The organism is Neorhizobium sp. JUb45 (assembly GCF_004343585.1).
Lineage (GTDB): Bacteria > Pseudomonadota > Alphaproteobacteria > Rhizobiales > Rhizobiaceae > Neorhizobium.
Genome location: NZ_SLYW01000002.1, coordinates 63,994 through 79,657 on the forward strand (window position 1 = coordinate 63,994; position 15,664 = coordinate 79,657).

The 15,664-nt window shown below is 58.9% G+C and carries 19 protein-coding genes; 13 read left to right on the plus strand and 6 right to left on the minus strand.

Translation table 11 applies throughout. The features are described from left to right. From cheB to EDF70_RS06915, 7 genes are all read left to right on the plus strand, one after another. Window positions 1-1,032: a protein-glutamate O-methylesterase CheB gene (gene cheB, locus EDF70_RS06885; protein ID WP_132272632.1), complete on the plus strand. Its 1,032-nt coding sequence runs from the start codon at window positions 1-3 to the stop codon at window positions 1,030-1,032. After that, entirely contained in the window at window positions 1,033-1,422 is a 390-nt protein-coding gene (locus EDF70_RS06890) for a response regulator (RefSeq protein ID WP_132272633.1), read from the plus strand. Then, complete coding sequence (gene cheD / locus EDF70_RS06895) at window positions 1,419-1,976, plus strand: chemoreceptor glutamine deamidase CheD (RefSeq protein ID WP_132272634.1); 558 nt, start codon at window positions 1,419-1,421, stop codon at window positions 1,974-1,976. The genes EDF70_RS06890 and cheD overlap by 4 nt, the downstream gene beginning before the upstream one ends. 81 nt (window positions 1,977-2,057) lie before the next feature. Next, window positions 2,058-2,447: a hypothetical protein gene (locus EDF70_RS06900; protein ID WP_132272635.1), complete on the plus strand. Its 390-nt coding sequence runs from the start codon at window positions 2,058-2,060 to the stop codon at window positions 2,445-2,447. A gap of 116 nt (window positions 2,448-2,563) precedes the next feature. Further along, window positions 2,564-4,261 carry a flagellar basal-body MS-ring/collar protein FliF gene (gene fliF, locus EDF70_RS06905; protein ID WP_132272636.1) on the plus strand — a complete coding sequence of 566 codons (1,698 nt, stop codon included), beginning with the start codon at window positions 2,564-2,566 and terminating at the stop codon, window positions 4,259-4,261. Between the two features lie 311 nt (window positions 4,262-4,572). Beyond that, window positions 4,573-5,310, plus strand: coding sequence for a helix-turn-helix transcriptional regulator (locus tag EDF70_RS06910; protein WP_132272637.1), 738 nt, complete (start codon window positions 4,573-4,575; stop codon window positions 5,308-5,310). A gap of 119 nt (window positions 5,311-5,429) precedes the next feature. Continuing rightward, the gene (locus EDF70_RS06915; protein ID WP_245519085.1) at window positions 5,430-6,071 is read left to right on the plus strand and encodes a helix-turn-helix transcriptional regulator; all 642 of its coding nucleotides are present in this window, start codon (window positions 5,430-5,432) and stop codon (window positions 6,069-6,071) included. Window positions 6,072-6,138: 67 nt separating this feature from the next. Here EDF70_RS06915 and EDF70_RS06920 read toward each other — a convergent pair whose 3' ends face one another. The 6 genes from EDF70_RS06920 to motA all read right to left on the minus strand — a co-directional run bounded on the left by EDF70_RS06920 (window position 6,139) and on the right by motA (window position 11,463). Continuing rightward, the gene (locus EDF70_RS06920; RefSeq protein ID WP_132272639.1) at window positions 6,139-6,576 is read right to left on the minus strand and encodes a hypothetical protein; all 438 of its coding nucleotides are present in this window, start codon (window positions 6,574-6,576) and stop codon (window positions 6,139-6,141) included. Continuing rightward, a complete protein-coding gene (gene flhB / locus EDF70_RS06925) occupies window positions 6,573-7,661 on the minus strand; it encodes a flagellar biosynthesis protein FlhB (RefSeq protein ID WP_165931959.1) in 1,089 nt (362 codons plus the stop codon). Before flhB ends, EDF70_RS06920 begins: the two co-directional genes overlap by 4 nt. Before the next feature lie 166 nt (window positions 7,662-7,827). Further along, a complete protein-coding gene (fliG, locus tag EDF70_RS06930) occupies window positions 7,828-8,889 on the minus strand; it encodes a flagellar motor switch protein FliG (protein WP_132272641.1) in 1,062 nt (353 codons plus the stop codon). A 29-nt stretch (window positions 8,890-8,918) separates the two neighbouring features. Then, complete coding sequence (fliN, locus tag EDF70_RS06935) at window positions 8,919-9,542, minus strand: flagellar motor switch protein FliN (RefSeq protein ID WP_132272642.1); 624 nt, start codon at window positions 9,540-9,542, stop codon at window positions 8,919-8,921. A gap of 76 nt (window positions 9,543-9,618) precedes the next feature. Next, window positions 9,619-10,584 (minus strand): FliM/FliN family flagellar motor switch protein, encoded by a 966-nt coding sequence (locus tag EDF70_RS06940; protein ID WP_132272643.1) that lies wholly within the window; start codon window positions 10,582-10,584, stop codon window positions 9,619-9,621. A gap of 3 nt (window positions 10,585-10,587) precedes the next feature. Next, a complete protein-coding gene (gene motA, locus EDF70_RS06945; RefSeq protein WP_132272644.1) occupies window positions 10,588-11,463 on the minus strand; it encodes a flagellar motor stator protein MotA in 876 nt (291 codons plus the stop codon). A 267-nt stretch (window positions 11,464-11,730) separates the two neighbouring features. On the opposite strand from motA, the gene flgF reads away from it, so the two are divergent. The 6 genes from flgF to EDF70_RS06975 are packed head-to-tail and all read left to right on the plus strand — an operon-like array spanning window position 11,731 to window position 15,643. Then, on the plus strand, window positions 11,731-12,465 hold the full coding sequence (flgF, locus tag EDF70_RS06950; RefSeq protein WP_132272645.1) for a flagellar basal-body rod protein FlgF: 735 nt from the start codon (window positions 11,731-11,733) through the stop codon (window positions 12,463-12,465). 14 nt (window positions 12,466-12,479) lie between these two features. Next, window positions 12,480-13,862: a flagellar protein export ATPase FliI gene (gene fliI / locus EDF70_RS06955; RefSeq protein WP_132272646.1), complete on the plus strand. Its 1,383-nt coding sequence runs from the start codon at window positions 12,480-12,482 to the stop codon at window positions 13,860-13,862. A 39-nt stretch (window positions 13,863-13,901) separates the two neighbouring features. Beyond that, complete coding sequence (locus tag EDF70_RS06960; RefSeq protein WP_245519134.1) at window positions 13,902-14,444, plus strand: flagellar protein; 543 nt, start codon at window positions 13,902-13,904, stop codon at window positions 14,442-14,444. Window positions 14,445-14,497: 53 nt separating this feature from the next. After that, window positions 14,498-14,884, plus strand: a complete 387-nt coding sequence (gene flgB / locus EDF70_RS06965; RefSeq protein WP_132272647.1) for a flagellar basal body rod protein FlgB — start codon at window positions 14,498-14,500, stop codon at window positions 14,882-14,884. 4 nt (window positions 14,885-14,888) lie between these two features. Further along, complete coding sequence (gene flgC / locus EDF70_RS06970) at window positions 14,889-15,308, plus strand: flagellar basal body rod protein FlgC (protein WP_132272648.1); 420 nt, start codon at window positions 14,889-14,891, stop codon at window positions 15,306-15,308. Next, entirely contained in the window at window positions 15,305-15,643 is a 339-nt protein-coding gene (locus EDF70_RS06975) for a flagellar hook-basal body complex protein FliE (protein ID WP_132272649.1), read from the plus strand. The genes flgC and EDF70_RS06975 overlap by 4 nt, the downstream gene beginning before the upstream one ends. The last annotated feature ends 21 nt before the right edge of the window (window positions 15,644-15,664 follow it).

A 15,664-nucleotide genomic window follows, 5' to 3' on the forward strand; every position in this document is an offset into this window, starting at 1 on the left:
ATGCCGGCACGCGTTCTCGTCGTAGATGACTCGCCCACCATGCGTGGGTTGATCACCGCCGTCCTGAATTCGGATCCGGAGGTCAGCGTCGTCGGCCAGGCCGGCGATGCCATGGAAGCGCGCGCGGCCATCAAGGAACTCAATCCCGACGTCGTCACCCTCGATGTCGAGATGCCGAACATGAACGGCCTCGAGTTTCTCGACAAGATCATGCGTCTGCGCCCCATGCCGGTCATCATGGTGTCCGCCATGACCCATCATGGCGCCAATGCGACGCTGGCAGCGCTTGAAATCGGTGCCTTCGATTGCGTCGGCAAACCGGCACCGGGTGATGTGCGTCCGTTCAGCGATCTGGCCGACAAGGTCAAGGCCGCTGCCCGTTCGGGCCTGCGCCGTACTTCTGCCCCGGCAGCAATTGTGACACCTGCTACAGAATACAAGGTCGGTCGCAAGGTTGTGGCAATCGGTTCATCTACCGGCGGTGTAGAAGCACTTATAACAGTACTTCAGAAATTCCCAAAAAACTGCCCGCCGACTGTAATTACTCAACATATGCCGTCGACGTTTACCAAAAGTTTTGCAGAACGTCTTAATCGTATCTGCGCTCCTGTGGTGCAGGAAGCCACCGACGGTGCCCGGCTGGAGATCGGCAAGATCTATCTGGCGCCCGGTGGTGAACGGCACCTGCAGGTCGTCAATCCGTCCGCTCCGGTCTGCCGACTGGTCGAACGCGATCCGGTCAACGGTCACAGGCCGTCGGTGGATGTGTTGTTCGACTCGGTTGCCGAACTGGCCGGCCGCAATGCCGTCGGGGTCATCCTCACCGGCATGGGCCGCGATGGAGCATCCGGACTGCTGCGAATGCGCCAGGCAGGTGCACGCACAGTGGGCCAGAACGAAAAGACGTGCGTGGTCTACGGCATGCCGCGGGTCGCATACGAAATAGGGGCGGTTGAAACCCAGCTGCCCTTGAGCTCCATCGGTGAGGAAGTTTTGAAATTAACCGCCGCCCGTAAAGAAGGTACTGAATAAATGTCTATCGCTGAAAAAATCAAAGTTCTGATCGTCGACGATCAGGTCACCAGCCGGCTTCTGCTCAGCGACGCTCTGACCCAGCTCGGTTTCAAGCAGATCACCGCTGCCGGTGATGGTGTGCAGGGCATGAAGATCATGTCGGAGCAGCCGCATCACCTGGTGATCTCGGACTTCAACATGCCGAACATGGATGGCATCGGCTTCCTGCAGGCTGTTCGCGCAAACCCGAGCACCAAGAAGGCCGCCTTCATCATCCTGACGGCACAGGGCGACCGCGCGCTGGTTCAGCGTGCTGCCCAGCTCGGTGCCAACAACGTTCTGGCCAAGCCTTTCACGATCGAAAAGATGAAGGCTGCCATCGAGGCAGTATTCGGAGCCCTTAAATGAACGACCTGGCAGGTGCCAAAAAAGTCCATATTATCCAGGGCGAATTCAAGGTGGTGGACGACCCAAACGTCGTCCTTTCAACCATCCTTGGTTCGTGCGTGGCTGCCTGCCTTCGTGATCCTGTCGCCGGTGTCGGCGGCATGAACCACTTTCTCCTGCCGGGATCCGGCGGTGCCATGAGCGGAGGCGGCGATGTTACGCGTTACGGCGTGCATCTCATGGAACTGCTGATCAACGGTCTTCTGAAGAAGGGCGCCCGGCGCGACCGATTGGAAGCCAAGATCTTCGGCGGCGCAAAGACCATTGCCAGCTTCTCCAATGTCGGAGAGCAGAATGCGGCTTTCGCCATGGAATTCCTTCGCGACGAAGGCATTACCGTCGTCGGGTCGTCGACGGGCGGAGAATTCGGGCGCAAGCTCGAATACTGGCCCGTCAGCGGCCGCGCCCGTCAGTATCCGCTGACCGGTGCCGAAACCCAGAAGACCGTTGCAGCCGAACAGCGTGTCCCGAAACCGGCGCCGAAGCCGGTGGAAGACTCGATCGAATTTTTCTGAAGCCATTTTCAAGACATGCGAAGGGCAGGGGCGGCAGGTGGCTGCTCTACCCTTCACCACCTGCCAATTTTGAGGAAAGCTATGAACGACCCTATGCCGATGCCGTCCGCTTCCCTCGAGGAATCGTTGCCCGAGGTGCTGATGCGCCTCGTGACCGAGCTGCATGACGTTGCCTATCTGATCGAACGCATCGAGCCGCAGCTTCTGGAAATGGGTGGCGAAGCCGACGTCATGTCTGCCGAAACCGTCAAGATCCTGCAGGGGATCGATCTTGCCGTGCAGAAGACCCGTGGTCTGGCCGAGTTCGTCGATACAATTACCGCCTCCATTCCCGATGAATGGATGGTTGATGTCTCGACCGCGCTCAGCCTCGTGAAGCTTGCCGACATGCAGAAGGCGCTCGGCAAGGGCATGCGCCACGGTCATTCCCAGCCTTTGAGCAAGGCTGCCGGCGATTTTGACTTCTTCTAATAATCCGTACCTTTCAGGGGTTTTGTTCCCGCAGGCGAAACGTTCGCACAAGCTTCGCGGACTAGGGTGCCGGTGAGCATAAGGCTCAAAACCCTTGTTCATGATGCGGGAACAGAATGAATCTGTTAGCTCAATTTCAGCAAATCGGTAGAAATATCACGTCTTTAGGCCAGACAAAGCTTCTGGCTCTGGCAGGCGTCGGTATCGTGTCCATGGCGATCGTCATCGCGGCTGCCATGTTCGTCAACAAACCGGCTTACGAAAACCTTTACGTCGGCCTCGAGAAGACGGATCTCAATCAGGTCTCGATCGCGCTCGCCGAAAGCAATATGGATTTCCAGGTAGGAGCCGACGGCCAGAGCATTGCCGTTCCTGTCGGCATGACCAGCAAGGCCCGCATTCTGCTGGCCGAACGTGGCCTGCCCAATAGCGCCAATGCCGGTTACGAGCTGTTCGACAATGTCGGTTCGCTCGGCCTCACCTCCTTCATGCAGGAAGTCACCCGCGTTCGCGCACTGGAAGGCGAGATCGGTCGCTCCATCCAGCAGATCAATGGTGTCGCTGCAGCCCGCGTCCACATCGTCATGCCTGACGTCGGCAATTTCCGCCGCGTCGGACAGAAACCGACCGCATCGGTGATGATCCGCGCCAGCACCACGACGGGCCGCAAGGCCGCTTCCTCCATTCGCCACCTTGTCGCCTCGGCAGTTCCCGGCCTCGACGTCGACGACGTGACGATCCTCGATTCGACCGGCCAGCTGCTGGCGTCCGGCGACGATTACGGCAACAGCGCGCTGAGCCGCAATCTCAACATTGTCCAGTCGGTGCAGCAGGAAGTCGAGCAGAACATCGACAAGGCGCTCGCCCCGTTCCTCGGCATGGACAATTTCCGCTCCAGCGTCACGGCAGCTCTCAATACCGATAGCCAGCAGATCCAGGAAACCATCTACGATCCTGAATCGCGCGTCGAACGTTCGGTTCGCAACACCCGCGAAAACCAGCAGTCACAGCAGCAGCAGAACGACTCGGCAACGACCGTCGAGCAGAACGTGCCGCAGGCCGCTCCCGAAGCCGGTGGCGCCGCTGGTCCGCAGTCCTCCGACAAGTCCGACAAGCGCGAAGAACAGACCAATTACGAAATCAACTCGAAGACGGTCGCCACCACCCGCAACAGCTACAAGCTGGAAAAAATCTCGGTCGCCGTCGTCGTCAACAAGGGCCGCATCGGCAAGCTCGTCGGCGAGCCGGTTGATCAGGCCAAGATCGATGCCTACCTTGCCGAGATGCAGAAGATCGTTGCATCGGCTGCCGGCATCAATGCCGACCGCGGTGACGTCGTGACGCTGACGGCCATGGACTTCCTCGAGAACCAGCTTCTCGAAGAATCCGTCACCTCGGGACCGGGTTTCCTCGAAGTGCTGAACCGCAACCTCGGCGGCATCATCAACTCGCTCGCCTTCGTCGTCGTCGCCTTCCTGGTGGTCTGGCTTGGCCTGCGCCCGATGATCCGCAGCGTCACCGGCGGCGGCAGCGGTGCTGCTGCGGGCACGGAGATTGCCGAAGAAGGTGGTCTGGGTCTCGAGTTGCCCGACTTCTCTCCGGGCGGCGCAAGCCCGGCGCTCATGGACGGCTTTGGCGCAGACTTCGGTTTCGACAGCTCCGACGATGTGTTCGGTGGCGGCGAGGATCCGAATGGCGGCTTCAACCGTCGCGTCAAGGAAGGCCCGGAAAAGCGTCTTTCCCGCATGGTCGAGATTTCGGAAGAACGTGCAGCCAAGATCCTGCGCAAATGGGCGGTGGATCGCGCCGCGTAACATGGACTCACGGCTTCGTGATGCAAGGGGTCGGCGCAAGCCGGCCCCTTTGTTTTGCGGTCTTCTGATTGGTTGCCTTACGAAAATGACCGCCCCCGGTCAGCCGGTCCGTCACAGACCTGTGCAGTGCACAACATAAAACGCAACCGCCCGATAGCAATTCCTTTACGGATTCCTACAATGCAGTGATTCGTTACGGCGAATGGTTGTGTTCGTGGAGGTCATGTTTACCGCGGGTCGGTCTGAATCGTGAAGCACGCAAACGGTTCTCGGGTCTGAACGCTTATCCCTATAAGGGGAGAATTTCGAAAATGGAGCTTCTGGGGGCAGAAAGCAAATCTGAGGGTCGGCCGTATCTGGAGCCGGTGCCGTCGCGAACGGCATTGCGTGATCAGATCGTGCGAAAACTGGCGATCACGTCTGCAGCGTGCAACGTGCCTGCCACCATGCGTATTCTCTCGGAATATGTAGGTGCATCGCATTTCCTTCTTGCACGTTATGACCTTATTCAGGACCAGGGGCTCGATTTCATCGTGGCGTCCAACTGGCCGTTCGACCTCGTGCGCCGACTTGGCGCGGAGTTGACGCGCGGTTATGCGAAATCGACCGAGCTGGAAAAGTGCCTGTCCATCCTGACACCGCAATTCGCGCTTCTTCCGGACGAGGTAACCACCCCGCAGGAAATCAGCCGGCAATATTGCTCGTTGACATTCTGCGCCGGGCGCACCCGTTTTTCGCTGATGCTGCTCTTCCTCGAAGGCATCATCCTGTCGCAGGAGCGTCTGCGCGAGGTCGGCCTGATGGCCGCCTATGGCCTGAGTTTCGGTGCCGTCACCGGCACCAAGATCGAGCGCGATTTCGATCTGACGGAACGTGAACTGGAATGCCTGTTCTGGATTGCAGAGGGCAAGACCAGCGACGAGATCGCCACCATCCTCGGCATCTCGCGCAACACGATCAACAACTACATCACCAGCGTCATGCGCAAGACGGCAACGAAGACGCGCTCGGAAGCCATTGCATATGCTGTTCGTAACAATCTGGTATAGGGCCAACGATTGAAATGGGTTATTCGCGCGAACAAGCGGCTGATGTTGGAACGGGTTTTCAATATGTACGCGTAGCAAGGGCGTCCAGCCGGTCGGATCTGTTTCCGAAGCTGGTCTCCATGCAGAAAAACCTGAATGCCCGCAATTTTGCGGTCTTCCGCGTCGCCGGTGTTGGCATGCCCAACAAGCGCAAACTGGTCTGCGAGCTTGAGAACTGGGGATCGGCAGGTATCGAGAACGGCAATATGCTGATCGAGGCCTGCGGCGAGATCTTGATCGAACATATCGACTTCTCCTTGCTGCCGATCGTCTGGAACGGCACGGATCTCGCCAACCGGGTCGATACCAACGAATTTGCGCCGATGATACGCAGGCTTGAATCGGTTTCCATGCCATTTGGCGGCATCGCTTTTCCCGTACGGCTGGGAGCGACCGGCAACGGTTATGTCGCCTTCCTGTCCAATTCTCTCGATCTTGCCAGCGATGTCATCGTCGATCAGCATGTCCGCAGCTGCCAGATCATGGTCGATCTGCTGGCGCTGGAGGAAAAGCGTGCGGTTCCTTCGGAGACGCTCAGCGAACGCGAGATCGCCTGCCTGCAACTGGCCGGCGACGGCCAGATCAGCGAAGAAATCGCCGACAAGCTCGGCCTCTCGGTGCATACGGTCAACGCCTATCTCGGCTCGGCGACCATCAAGCTTGATTCGGTCAACCGTATCCAGGCGATCGCCAAGGCCATCCGCCTCGGCTACATCCACTGACACAAAAGAAAAAGGCCGCACCGGGAAATTCCACGGTACGGCCTTTGTGATGATGCGGCAAGCAGCCTCAGGCGGCTTCGGCCTGCCGGTTTATCGCAAATTTGGCTTCAGCCAGGCTGTTGGCAAGGAAGCGGGTATTCTCGTCAGGATCGTTCGACGGGTTCTGGAAGGCGACGTGATCGATCTCGATAGCAGCCTGCTGGTCTGCGAGCGTCAGCCGTGCATAGACGGAAACGCCCTTGGGCTTGATTTCGAGATCGAGGGTGATCTCCGGTGCGCCGTTCCATTCCAGGCGATATTCGCCGCCTGACCCGAAGTTGACGGTGCCGGGATGGAAATAAAGCTCGGCTGCGGAGGACACGAGGTCCGCGACGCTGGAGTATCTTTCAAGCCTTAACAGGGCTATCAGGTCGCCGGCATCCAGTAATCGTAACTCCGACGCGACCGGTGCGATTGCAAGGCCGAGGATCTCTTCACGTTCTCTGGAGAAGTTACATTTTTTCATTGCGGTTGGCGTGTCCGTTGTTTGGGCGTCCTTGCGGCGTAAACCCGGTGTATGAGTTCCGCCACAGCCTTGTAAAAAGCTGATGGAATCACACTATCCACCGAGACTTGCGCAAACATGGAGCGGGCAAGTGGCGGATCTTCGAAAACGGGGATGTTGTTCTCCTCGGCAATCTGCCTGATTCTCAACGCCACAAGGTCCTGACCCTTGCCGACGATGACCGGCGCATCGTTTTCCTCACGCACATAACGCAGCGCAATTGCGTAATGCGAAGGGTTGGTAATCACCAGGGTCGCACGCGGAATGTTCTGGATCATGCGCTGGCGTGCGCGGCTGCGCATGAGCGATCGCTGGCGGGCCTTGACCATGGGGTCGCCCTGCGCCTGCTTGTGCTCGTCCTTGATTTCCTGTTTCGACATCTTCAGGTTCGAGAACCACTGATGTTTGGTCCAGAAGAAGTCGACCACGGCCAATGTTGCTGTCGCCAGAAGAACGATGATCATCATCTTCTTCACGATCGCTTCCAGCTTCACCAGGATGATGGCCGGATCGGAGAACATGATGTCCAGCGATTCCATGAAGTCGCGATACAGGACAAAATAGAAGATCAGCGACACGACAAGCAGCTTGAAGACCGACTTGCCGAATTCCACCATGCCGGCGACGCTGTAGATGCGTGTAAAACCCTTGGCGATCGATACCCGGTCCGCCTGCGGACGGATACGCTCCAGCACGAAGGACGGCAGGTTCTGTGCAAACGATGAACCAAGACCGAAAACCACCATGAGGATCATCGCAGGCGCCAGAAAACCCGCCATGTCCCAGCCCATGCGGCTGCCGATCGACACCACGTCCGTGGCGTTTTCCAGCGGCCATCGGTCGGGCTGTTCAAATATGTCCTTCAACCGCTCGGCCAGATTGGCGATCGCGCCGGGAAGAAAGAAGACGAGATAGAAATAAAAGGCCAGCGAAGAGGCAAACAGCGTGATTTCGCGCGACGACGCCACATTGCCCTTGATGGCAGCGTCGCTCATTTTTTTCGCTGTGGGGTCTTCTGTTTTACTGTCTTTATCTTCGTCAGACAACGCTTGGGTCCTTGCGAATCGCCCGATGGCATTGACCCAGTCTAACGCATCGCAGCAGACAAGCGCAGTTCTGCCGGCTGCCGGCATGCTAAACGGCGGGCGGCATGCACAACAAAAAAGCCGACGGGAAGACCGCCGGCTTTTTTTACTGCTTGATTGGAAGGGATCAGGCGGCTGCGGCCGCTGCCTCCTCGGGCTTTTCGGCGTCGGCTTCCGGATCCTTGAGCTGGATCTGGCCGCTGCCTGCAAGGCGGATGGCTTCCTGAGCGACAGCGCGACGGGCGATTGCCACTTCGCGCGGGTTGATGACGCCGGTGGCCTGCAGGTCCGATTCGATCATGCGGCGCTGGCGCGGGCTGATCGCCGAAAGCACGGCTTCCTTGATTTCCATCGAGGCGCCACGCAGCGCCATGGTGATGATATCGCCGGCGATATCGTTGAGCAGCAGGACGCGGCTGCGCTGCGGCATGGCCAGCAGGTCTTCGAAGAGGAAGATCTTCGGGCGAACCTTGTTGACCGAGGCCTTGCTCATCGTTTCCAGCGAGGTCAGCAACGTATCGACCTGCGGCTTGTCGAGCTCGTTCATCAGCTCGGCAACCTTGTTGGCGCCGTTCGAATTGCGTTCGGCTTCGATCTTTGCGACGAGGTCGATCACGCGGTTCTCGATGATCTGCGCAGCCTTCGGGCTGACGTCCTTCATGTTGACCGTACGGTTCATGATGTCGGCGCGGCGGCTTTCCGGCAGTTCCAGAAGAACCTTGGCGCCGAAGGCAGATGGGATCATCGACAGGATATAAGCAATCGTCTGCGGGTGTTCGCGCAGCAGGAACTTGCCGATAAAGGCCGGCTCTGCATCCTGCAACTGATCCCAGATCGATGTCTGATAGGCTTCGAAGGCTGTCCGGCGGCCCAGAAGGCCGTCGACTTCCTCGGGGGTGAGACCTTCTTCGAGAATGCTTTCGATGGCCTTTGCGTTGTCCATCAGTCCCGCACCTTCGGTGAACAGATCCTCGAACTCGTTGACGAGGCCGAGCAGTTCATCCGGAGGGATTTCACGCAGGTTCTGAGCCGAGGCGATAATCGTCTGCAGCTCTGCCTGGGTGAAATATTTCAAAAGCTTGCCTGCGACGCCCTTGCCCATGGCAAGAAGCACCGCAGCCGCTTTTTCAGCCTGGGACAGGGGTGAACCGGCTACAGCGCCTCCACCGAAATCCTCGAAGTCCATCATGGTCTTACCTCACTGTCCCTACATCGGGATCAGATTGCTTTGGTGCTTAAAACTTCCGTCAGTTTAACGCCGAAGCGCGTATCGTCGTGTTCAAGGACGGTAATCTCGCCCTTTGCAATGCGCCGGCCATTGACGGTGATTTCCACCGGTTCGCCGATCTTCTTGTCCAGCGCGATTGTTGCGCCTTCTTCCAGGTTCATCAGGCCTGATACCTGCATGCGGCTGGTGCCGAGCACGATCTCGAGATTGATCGGGATATCCATGATCAGGTCGAGATTGGCGTTCAGCGCGCTACCCGGAGCGGCCGAAGCCGCACCCGAGGAACCACCGAAATCCGAGCTTCCGAAATCCGAACCACCAAAGCTTGCGCCGCCGCCGAGATCGGATCCACCGAAGTCGGAGCCGCCGAAGTCAGACGTGCCGAAATCCGAAGCGCCGGCCGAAGCCGTATCGTCGAGACCGCCACCGAAAGAGGCGTCGAGATCGAAGTCGCTTGTACCCGCACCGAATTCCGCGTCGAAAGCAGGAGCCTCGCCGCTGGCATCAGCCTTCAGCACGCCGCGCAGATCGTCGATCGCCTGGTCGAGATCGGCTTCATTGCCGATCGGGGACAGATCATCGTTTTCTGTAATAGGTGTCGGTTTCTTAGCCATGGAAAACATTATTCCTTATGAAACTTGCGTCAGCCTGCCCAAGGGCACGATTTCATGCTGTGTCAACGATCCGTGATCATCCTGCCAGATGCTTGAGGATTTCGTCGTCGCTGCTGATATTATCCTTTACGCGGACCGTATAACGCTCGCCGGAGCGTCCGAATTCGCACATGTACATGTCCTTGCCGTTGGCGCTGACCTGTACTGAAACATCTCTGGTGTCCTCGAAGCCGATGACATCGCCGGCAGCAAGCCGCGAGATCGTCGACAAGGTCAGCTTTTCAAGGCGAATACGCGCCTCCAGCGTCACCTGTGAACGGCGCACCTGTTCGTTGATCCGGTCGGTCCAGTCCTGCTTGCCCTTGGCGATCTGACCCGTGGGCTTCGGCAGTTCCACGCGCGTCTTCAACAGCGCACGCTGCGGAATGATCAGCGCGACCTCGGATTTCACCTGGCCCAGCTCGATCGACATGCGCACGACGGCGCCGTATTCGCTGCGGCTGTCATCCTCGTGCTTCGAACGATCGTCGGCATTGTGCGGAGGATCGAGCGTTGCCTCGAAACCGCCGGCGGCGTTGACGCCGGAGCGCAGCACGTTGCCGATCCGCTCGAACACCATGGCGGCCAGATCGAGTTCGATGTCCGACAGCGAGCGTTCGGCCGGCTGTTCGATCGTCTCAAGTTCGGCGCCCAGCATCAGTTCCATCAGCGAGATGACAAAACCATTGCCGCAGGCGAGCACGAAGTTCGGGCTCCAGTTGCGCAGTGAACCGTTGACGAAGGAAAAGGTGTCGCCGAGATCGGCCACCAGTTCCGTCATCAGGCCGCTTTCGCAACCGACGTAACCGACCTGGATAGCAATTCCGGTTTCGCTGTGAAAAACGTCCGGCAGAAAACCGGAATAAAGCTGGCCGAAGTCGCCGCAGATCTTTTCCACCGTCTGCCGGTCACCCAGCCCGCCGGTGAGCTTGGCGAGCAGCGAATGTTCCATTGCAGGAGCGTGGGACGAGGCGTGATTTTCGGAGGCGTTCACGTCTGTCATGGTTTAGGCCGCCTTCTCTGCGCCGCCGCCCGGGTTCATCATTTCCTGCTCGACCGAGTCGATGGACGGGCGCTCGTAGTTGGAAATCGTTTTGCGACCATATTCGAGCGCGACCTGCGGAACCGAGCCGTTCATGTAGGCAAGCAGGGTCTGCTTGACGATGATGTAGAGGCGGTGCTGCTTGCCGCGGACGATCTTGATCTGCGAGGTGAGCGGATTGACGAGGCAATAGGACAGGAAGATGCCGAGCATGGTGCCGACGAGAGCGGCGCCGATCAGGCCACCGAGCACTTCCGGCGATTCGTTGATCTTGGCCATGGCCTTGATGACGCCGAGAACGGCGGCGATGATGCCGATGGCCGGAAAGCTGTCACCGATCGCAACGATCGAATGATAGGGCTTCATCTTGTCGTGCATCATCGTTTCGATTTCTTCATCCATCAGCGCCTCGATCTCGTGGCTGCGGGCATTGCCGATGATGATGAGACGAACGTAGTCACAGATGAAGGATGTCAGTTCCTTGTTCTTCAAAACGGTCGGGGCCGACTGGAAGATCGGGGATTCGTCCGGATTGTCGATATGGGCTTCGATCTCGTTGCGCGACTTGGTGCGCAGGTCACGCATCAGCGAATAAAGAACGCCGAGCACGTCGAGATAATGACGCTCTTTCGGAACCGCATATTTGAAGGCCTCGGCCATCGCCTTGCCGGAATCCTTCACGACTTTCAGCGGGTTACCCATGATGAAGGCGCCGACGCCGGCACCGCCGATGATGACCAGCTCGAACGGCTGGAAAAGCGCGTCCACATGTCCACCCATCGCCATGAAGCCGCCCAAAATGCAGCCGACGGTGATCACAAATCCGATAATAATAGTCATCGCGTGTCTATGCCCGATCGTTTTCTCGTGGTCATTGGATACGGGTTCTGGCTTGCGTGAGGCTGGCTGTGGCTGGCTTTTCGCCAATCCGGCCAGATACCGCCGAACCGCGATATGAGACAGCCTCGCACAAGTCTTTACGCCTAGTTTCCGCGAAGATCGGACGGATTTCCGCCCGACGCGAGCATGCCTGACGGACGCACTCCTTATAGATCGCCGGCCCGGACATGCTCTCGACCCTATCCCTGAAACACGGAGGCAGATGATATGCAATCCGGACTGTATGTCGGTATTTCTTCACAGATCGCGCTCGAGCGCCGGCTCAACACGATTGCCGACAACATGGCAAACATGAACACCGTCGGCTTTCGCGCAACGGAAGTGAAATTCGACGAGGTCATGAGCAAGACCCGTAACGATATCAACGCCAAGGTCGCCTTCGTCACCCAGGGTAACGACTATCTTTCCACCCGCAGCGGCGCCATGGAAGCCAGCGGCAATTCGCTCGACTTCGCCATCAAGGGCGATGGTTATTTCTCGATCGATACGCCGGCCGGCCAGGTTCTGACGCGTGACGGCCGCTTCACCATGAAGGAAACCGGTGAACTGGTTTCCGTGCGCGGTTTCCCCGTTCTCGACGCCGGCGGTGCGCCGATCCAGCTCAACCGCGCCGGCAGCCCGCCGCAGGTTGGCGCCGATGGTGGCATCATGCAGGATGGCGTCCGCGTCGGCCAAATCGGCGTCTTCTCTGCCGACCTCTCCAAGGGGTATCTGCGTTATGAAAACTCGGGCGTGATCCCGACGGAAAATCCGCAGCCGGTCATCGATACGGTCAGCACCTCCGTCGTGCAGGGTTATGTCGAGGAATCCAACGTCAACGGCATCAGCCAGATGACCGAACTCATCCAGGTCAACCGCGCCTTCGAAGGCATTGCCTCGCTGATGCGCGACAGCGAATCGTCACTCTCCGAAGCGATCAAGACTTTGGGCGGCTCCCGCTAAGGATCATCTGACCGATGGAAACGATCATTGCCGAAACTTTGGCATCGGGCAGGCTGGCGCATCTCGCCGGCCTCGCCAGGCGCCACGCCGCGCCGCAACAGTCCGTCGCCCATGGCGGCCGCGTGCGCACCATTGCCGCCGGGCATTATACCGTCAGCGGTCTTTCCAAACATGTGCGGCTGGGTGAATTCGTTGGCCATCGCAGCGCTACCGGCATTCATCTGGGTGAAGTCGTCCGCGTCGAGCAGGATGTGATCTACGTCTGCCCGATCGAGCCGGGCGAACCGATCGGCATCGGTGACGTCGTCATCGAAAAAGGGGCTTTCCGTATTGCACCTGATGACAGCTGGTGTGGTCGTACGATCAATTCGCTGGGCGAGCCGATCGACAATCGCGGACCGTTGTCATCCGGCTTCGAGCGCCGCTCGATCTCCAACACGGCGCCGCCTTCGATGACCCGCAAGCGCGTCGAGACCGGTTTCATGACCGGCGTGCGCGCCATCGATATCTTTTCACCACTCTGCCTCGGCCAGCGTCTGGGCATTTTCGCCGGTTCCGGTGTCGGTAAATCGACGCTTCTGTCCATGCTTGCCCGCGCCGATGCCTTCGACAAGGTGGTGATCGCGCTGGTTGGCGAACGTGGCCGTGAAGTGCGTGAATTCATCGAGGATACGCTCGGTGACAATATGTCGAAATCGATCGCCGTCGTTGCCACCTCCGACGAAAGCCCGATGCTGCGCAAGATGGCGCCATTGGTGGCGATCACCATCGCCGAACATTTTCGCGACAAGGGCGAGAACGTCCTGTTCATCGCCGACAGCGTCACCCGTTTCGCCCATGCCATCCGCGAGGTGGCCGTTGCCGCCGGCGAGCCGCCGGTCGCCCGCGGTTATCCGGCTTCCGTCTTCACCGAACTGCCGCGCCTGCTGGAACGGTCAGGTCCCGGCCCGGAAGGCACCGGCACGATCACCGCGATCATCTCCATCCTCGTCGATGGCGACAACCATAACGACCCGATCGCCGACTCGGCGCGCGGCATTCTCGATGGCCATATCGTTCTCGAGCGCAGCCTGGCGGAGGAAGGGCGTTATCCGCCCATCAATCCGCTGTCGTCGATCTCGCGTCTGGCCCGCAAGGCCTGGAGCGGCGATCAGGAAAAGCTGGTGTCGCGCCTGAAGTCGCTGATCCACCGCTTCGAGGAAACCCGCGATCTTCGTCTGATCGGCGGTTACCGCGCCGGCAGTGACGGCGATCTCGATATGGCGATCAAGCAGGTACCGATCATCTACGACGTGCTCAAGCAGACGCCGTCCGACCAACCCAGTGCAGATGCCTATGCCGACCTTGCCAACGCGTTGCGGGCAGGTATGGCGCCGCCACCCCGAGCGAGAGGATAAACCGTGATCGAAGACGACCAGGATATTCCGGTAAAGCCGATCAGGGCGCAGAAGCCGAAATCCAAGCTTTCCGACCACATGGTGCTGGCAATCGGCATCGCGCTTGCAGGCGCGTCCGCCTTTTTCCCGTGGTATGTGTTTCTGAACGAAGACAAATTCGGCATCAAGGTCACGCCGATGGATCACACCCGTGATCTGCCGCCGGGCCATGCCCGCAATGTCTTCAGCGTTTCGCCGCTGGCCATGGTCGACAATTCCAAGGACGACCAGCCGAAGCCGCCGATCGATCCTATCGACAACATCACCACGGCGACGACCTCGTCCGTGGGTGCCGTTCGTCAGGGACCGCCGCAGGATCTGATGGAAGAACAACCGCTTCCGGGCCGTGGCGGTTTCCGCCTGATGCATGTCTCGAACGGCCGCGCGCTGATCGAGGATGCTGCCGGCATGTACATGGTGCGCGTCGGTTCGATCCTGCCGGACAACAGCCGTCTCGCCACGCTGGAGCAGCGTGAGGGCAAGTGGGTGATCGTCACTTCGGCCGGTGAAATCTATTCGAGCCAGGGAACGTCGCGTCCGTAAGTCTGACGCAAGATTGCTAACATAGGCTTCAGCTACAAAATGGAGAGAAGCCTATGCAACCCATTCAATTATTCGCGCTGGCATCCAAGCAGGCCGAGTGGTTGTCTGTGCGCCAGGAAGTCGTCGCCAACAACATCGCCAATGCCAATACGCCGCAATACAAGGCGAAGGATGTAGCCTCCTTCGACGCTGTTCTCGACAACACGTCGATGCGGATGGCGCGCACCAATTCGGCGCATTTCGGCGACAGCCAGCTCAGCAATAACGTCAAGGTCGAGGAAGCCGCTCTTAACGACGAGATCGGCATCCAGGAATCCGGCAACACCGTCGCGCTCTCCAAGGAGCTGTCGAAGGCCGGTGAAGTCAAACGCCAGTACGAGCTCAGTGCCAATCTGGTGAAGTCGTTCAACAGCATGATGCTTTTGACAGTGAAGAGGTAAGGAAATGGATCCGCTCGCAGCCGCTTCGAAGATCGCAGGGTCGGGGATGGAGGCCCAGGCCACCCGACTTCGCATCGTATCGGAAAACATCGCCAACGCACGCACCACGGGCGACACGCCCGGCGCCGATCCCTATCGTCGCAAGACCATCACCTTCGGCGCCGAAATGGACAAGGCAGCCGGCGCGGAGCTGGTCGGGGTCAAGAAGCTTGGCGTTGATCGGGGCGAGTTTGCCCAGGAATACGATCCGAGCCATCCGGCTGCCGACGCGAAGGGCATGGTCAAGATGCCCAATGTCAACATGCTCATCGAAATGGCCGACATGCGCGAAGCCAATCGCAGCTACGACGCCAATCTCCAGATGATCAAGCAGACGCGTGACATCGTTTCCTCCACAATCGAACTTCTCAAGGGTGCGCAATGATTGACGCAATCAAGAACGTAAGCTCGCTTTCGCTTTCCCGCGGTATCGGCTCCATCTCGTCGGACGAGAACACCACCTCGCTGCTCGGCCAGGTCCAGAAGCCGGTAGAAAACGCCGGCCTCAGCTTTGCAAACGTGCTCGGCAATGTCGCTTCGACCGCGCTGGACAATCTGAAGACCGCCGAAAGCAAGTCGATCGATGCCATCCAGGGCAAGGCCAACACGCGTGAAGTCGTGGATGCCGTCATGGAAGCAAACCAGTCGCTGCAGACCGCAATCGCCCTGCGCGACAAGCTGGTCTCGGCATATCTCGATATCTCGAAGATGCAGATCTAGTAGCGGACAAGGAACCTACCG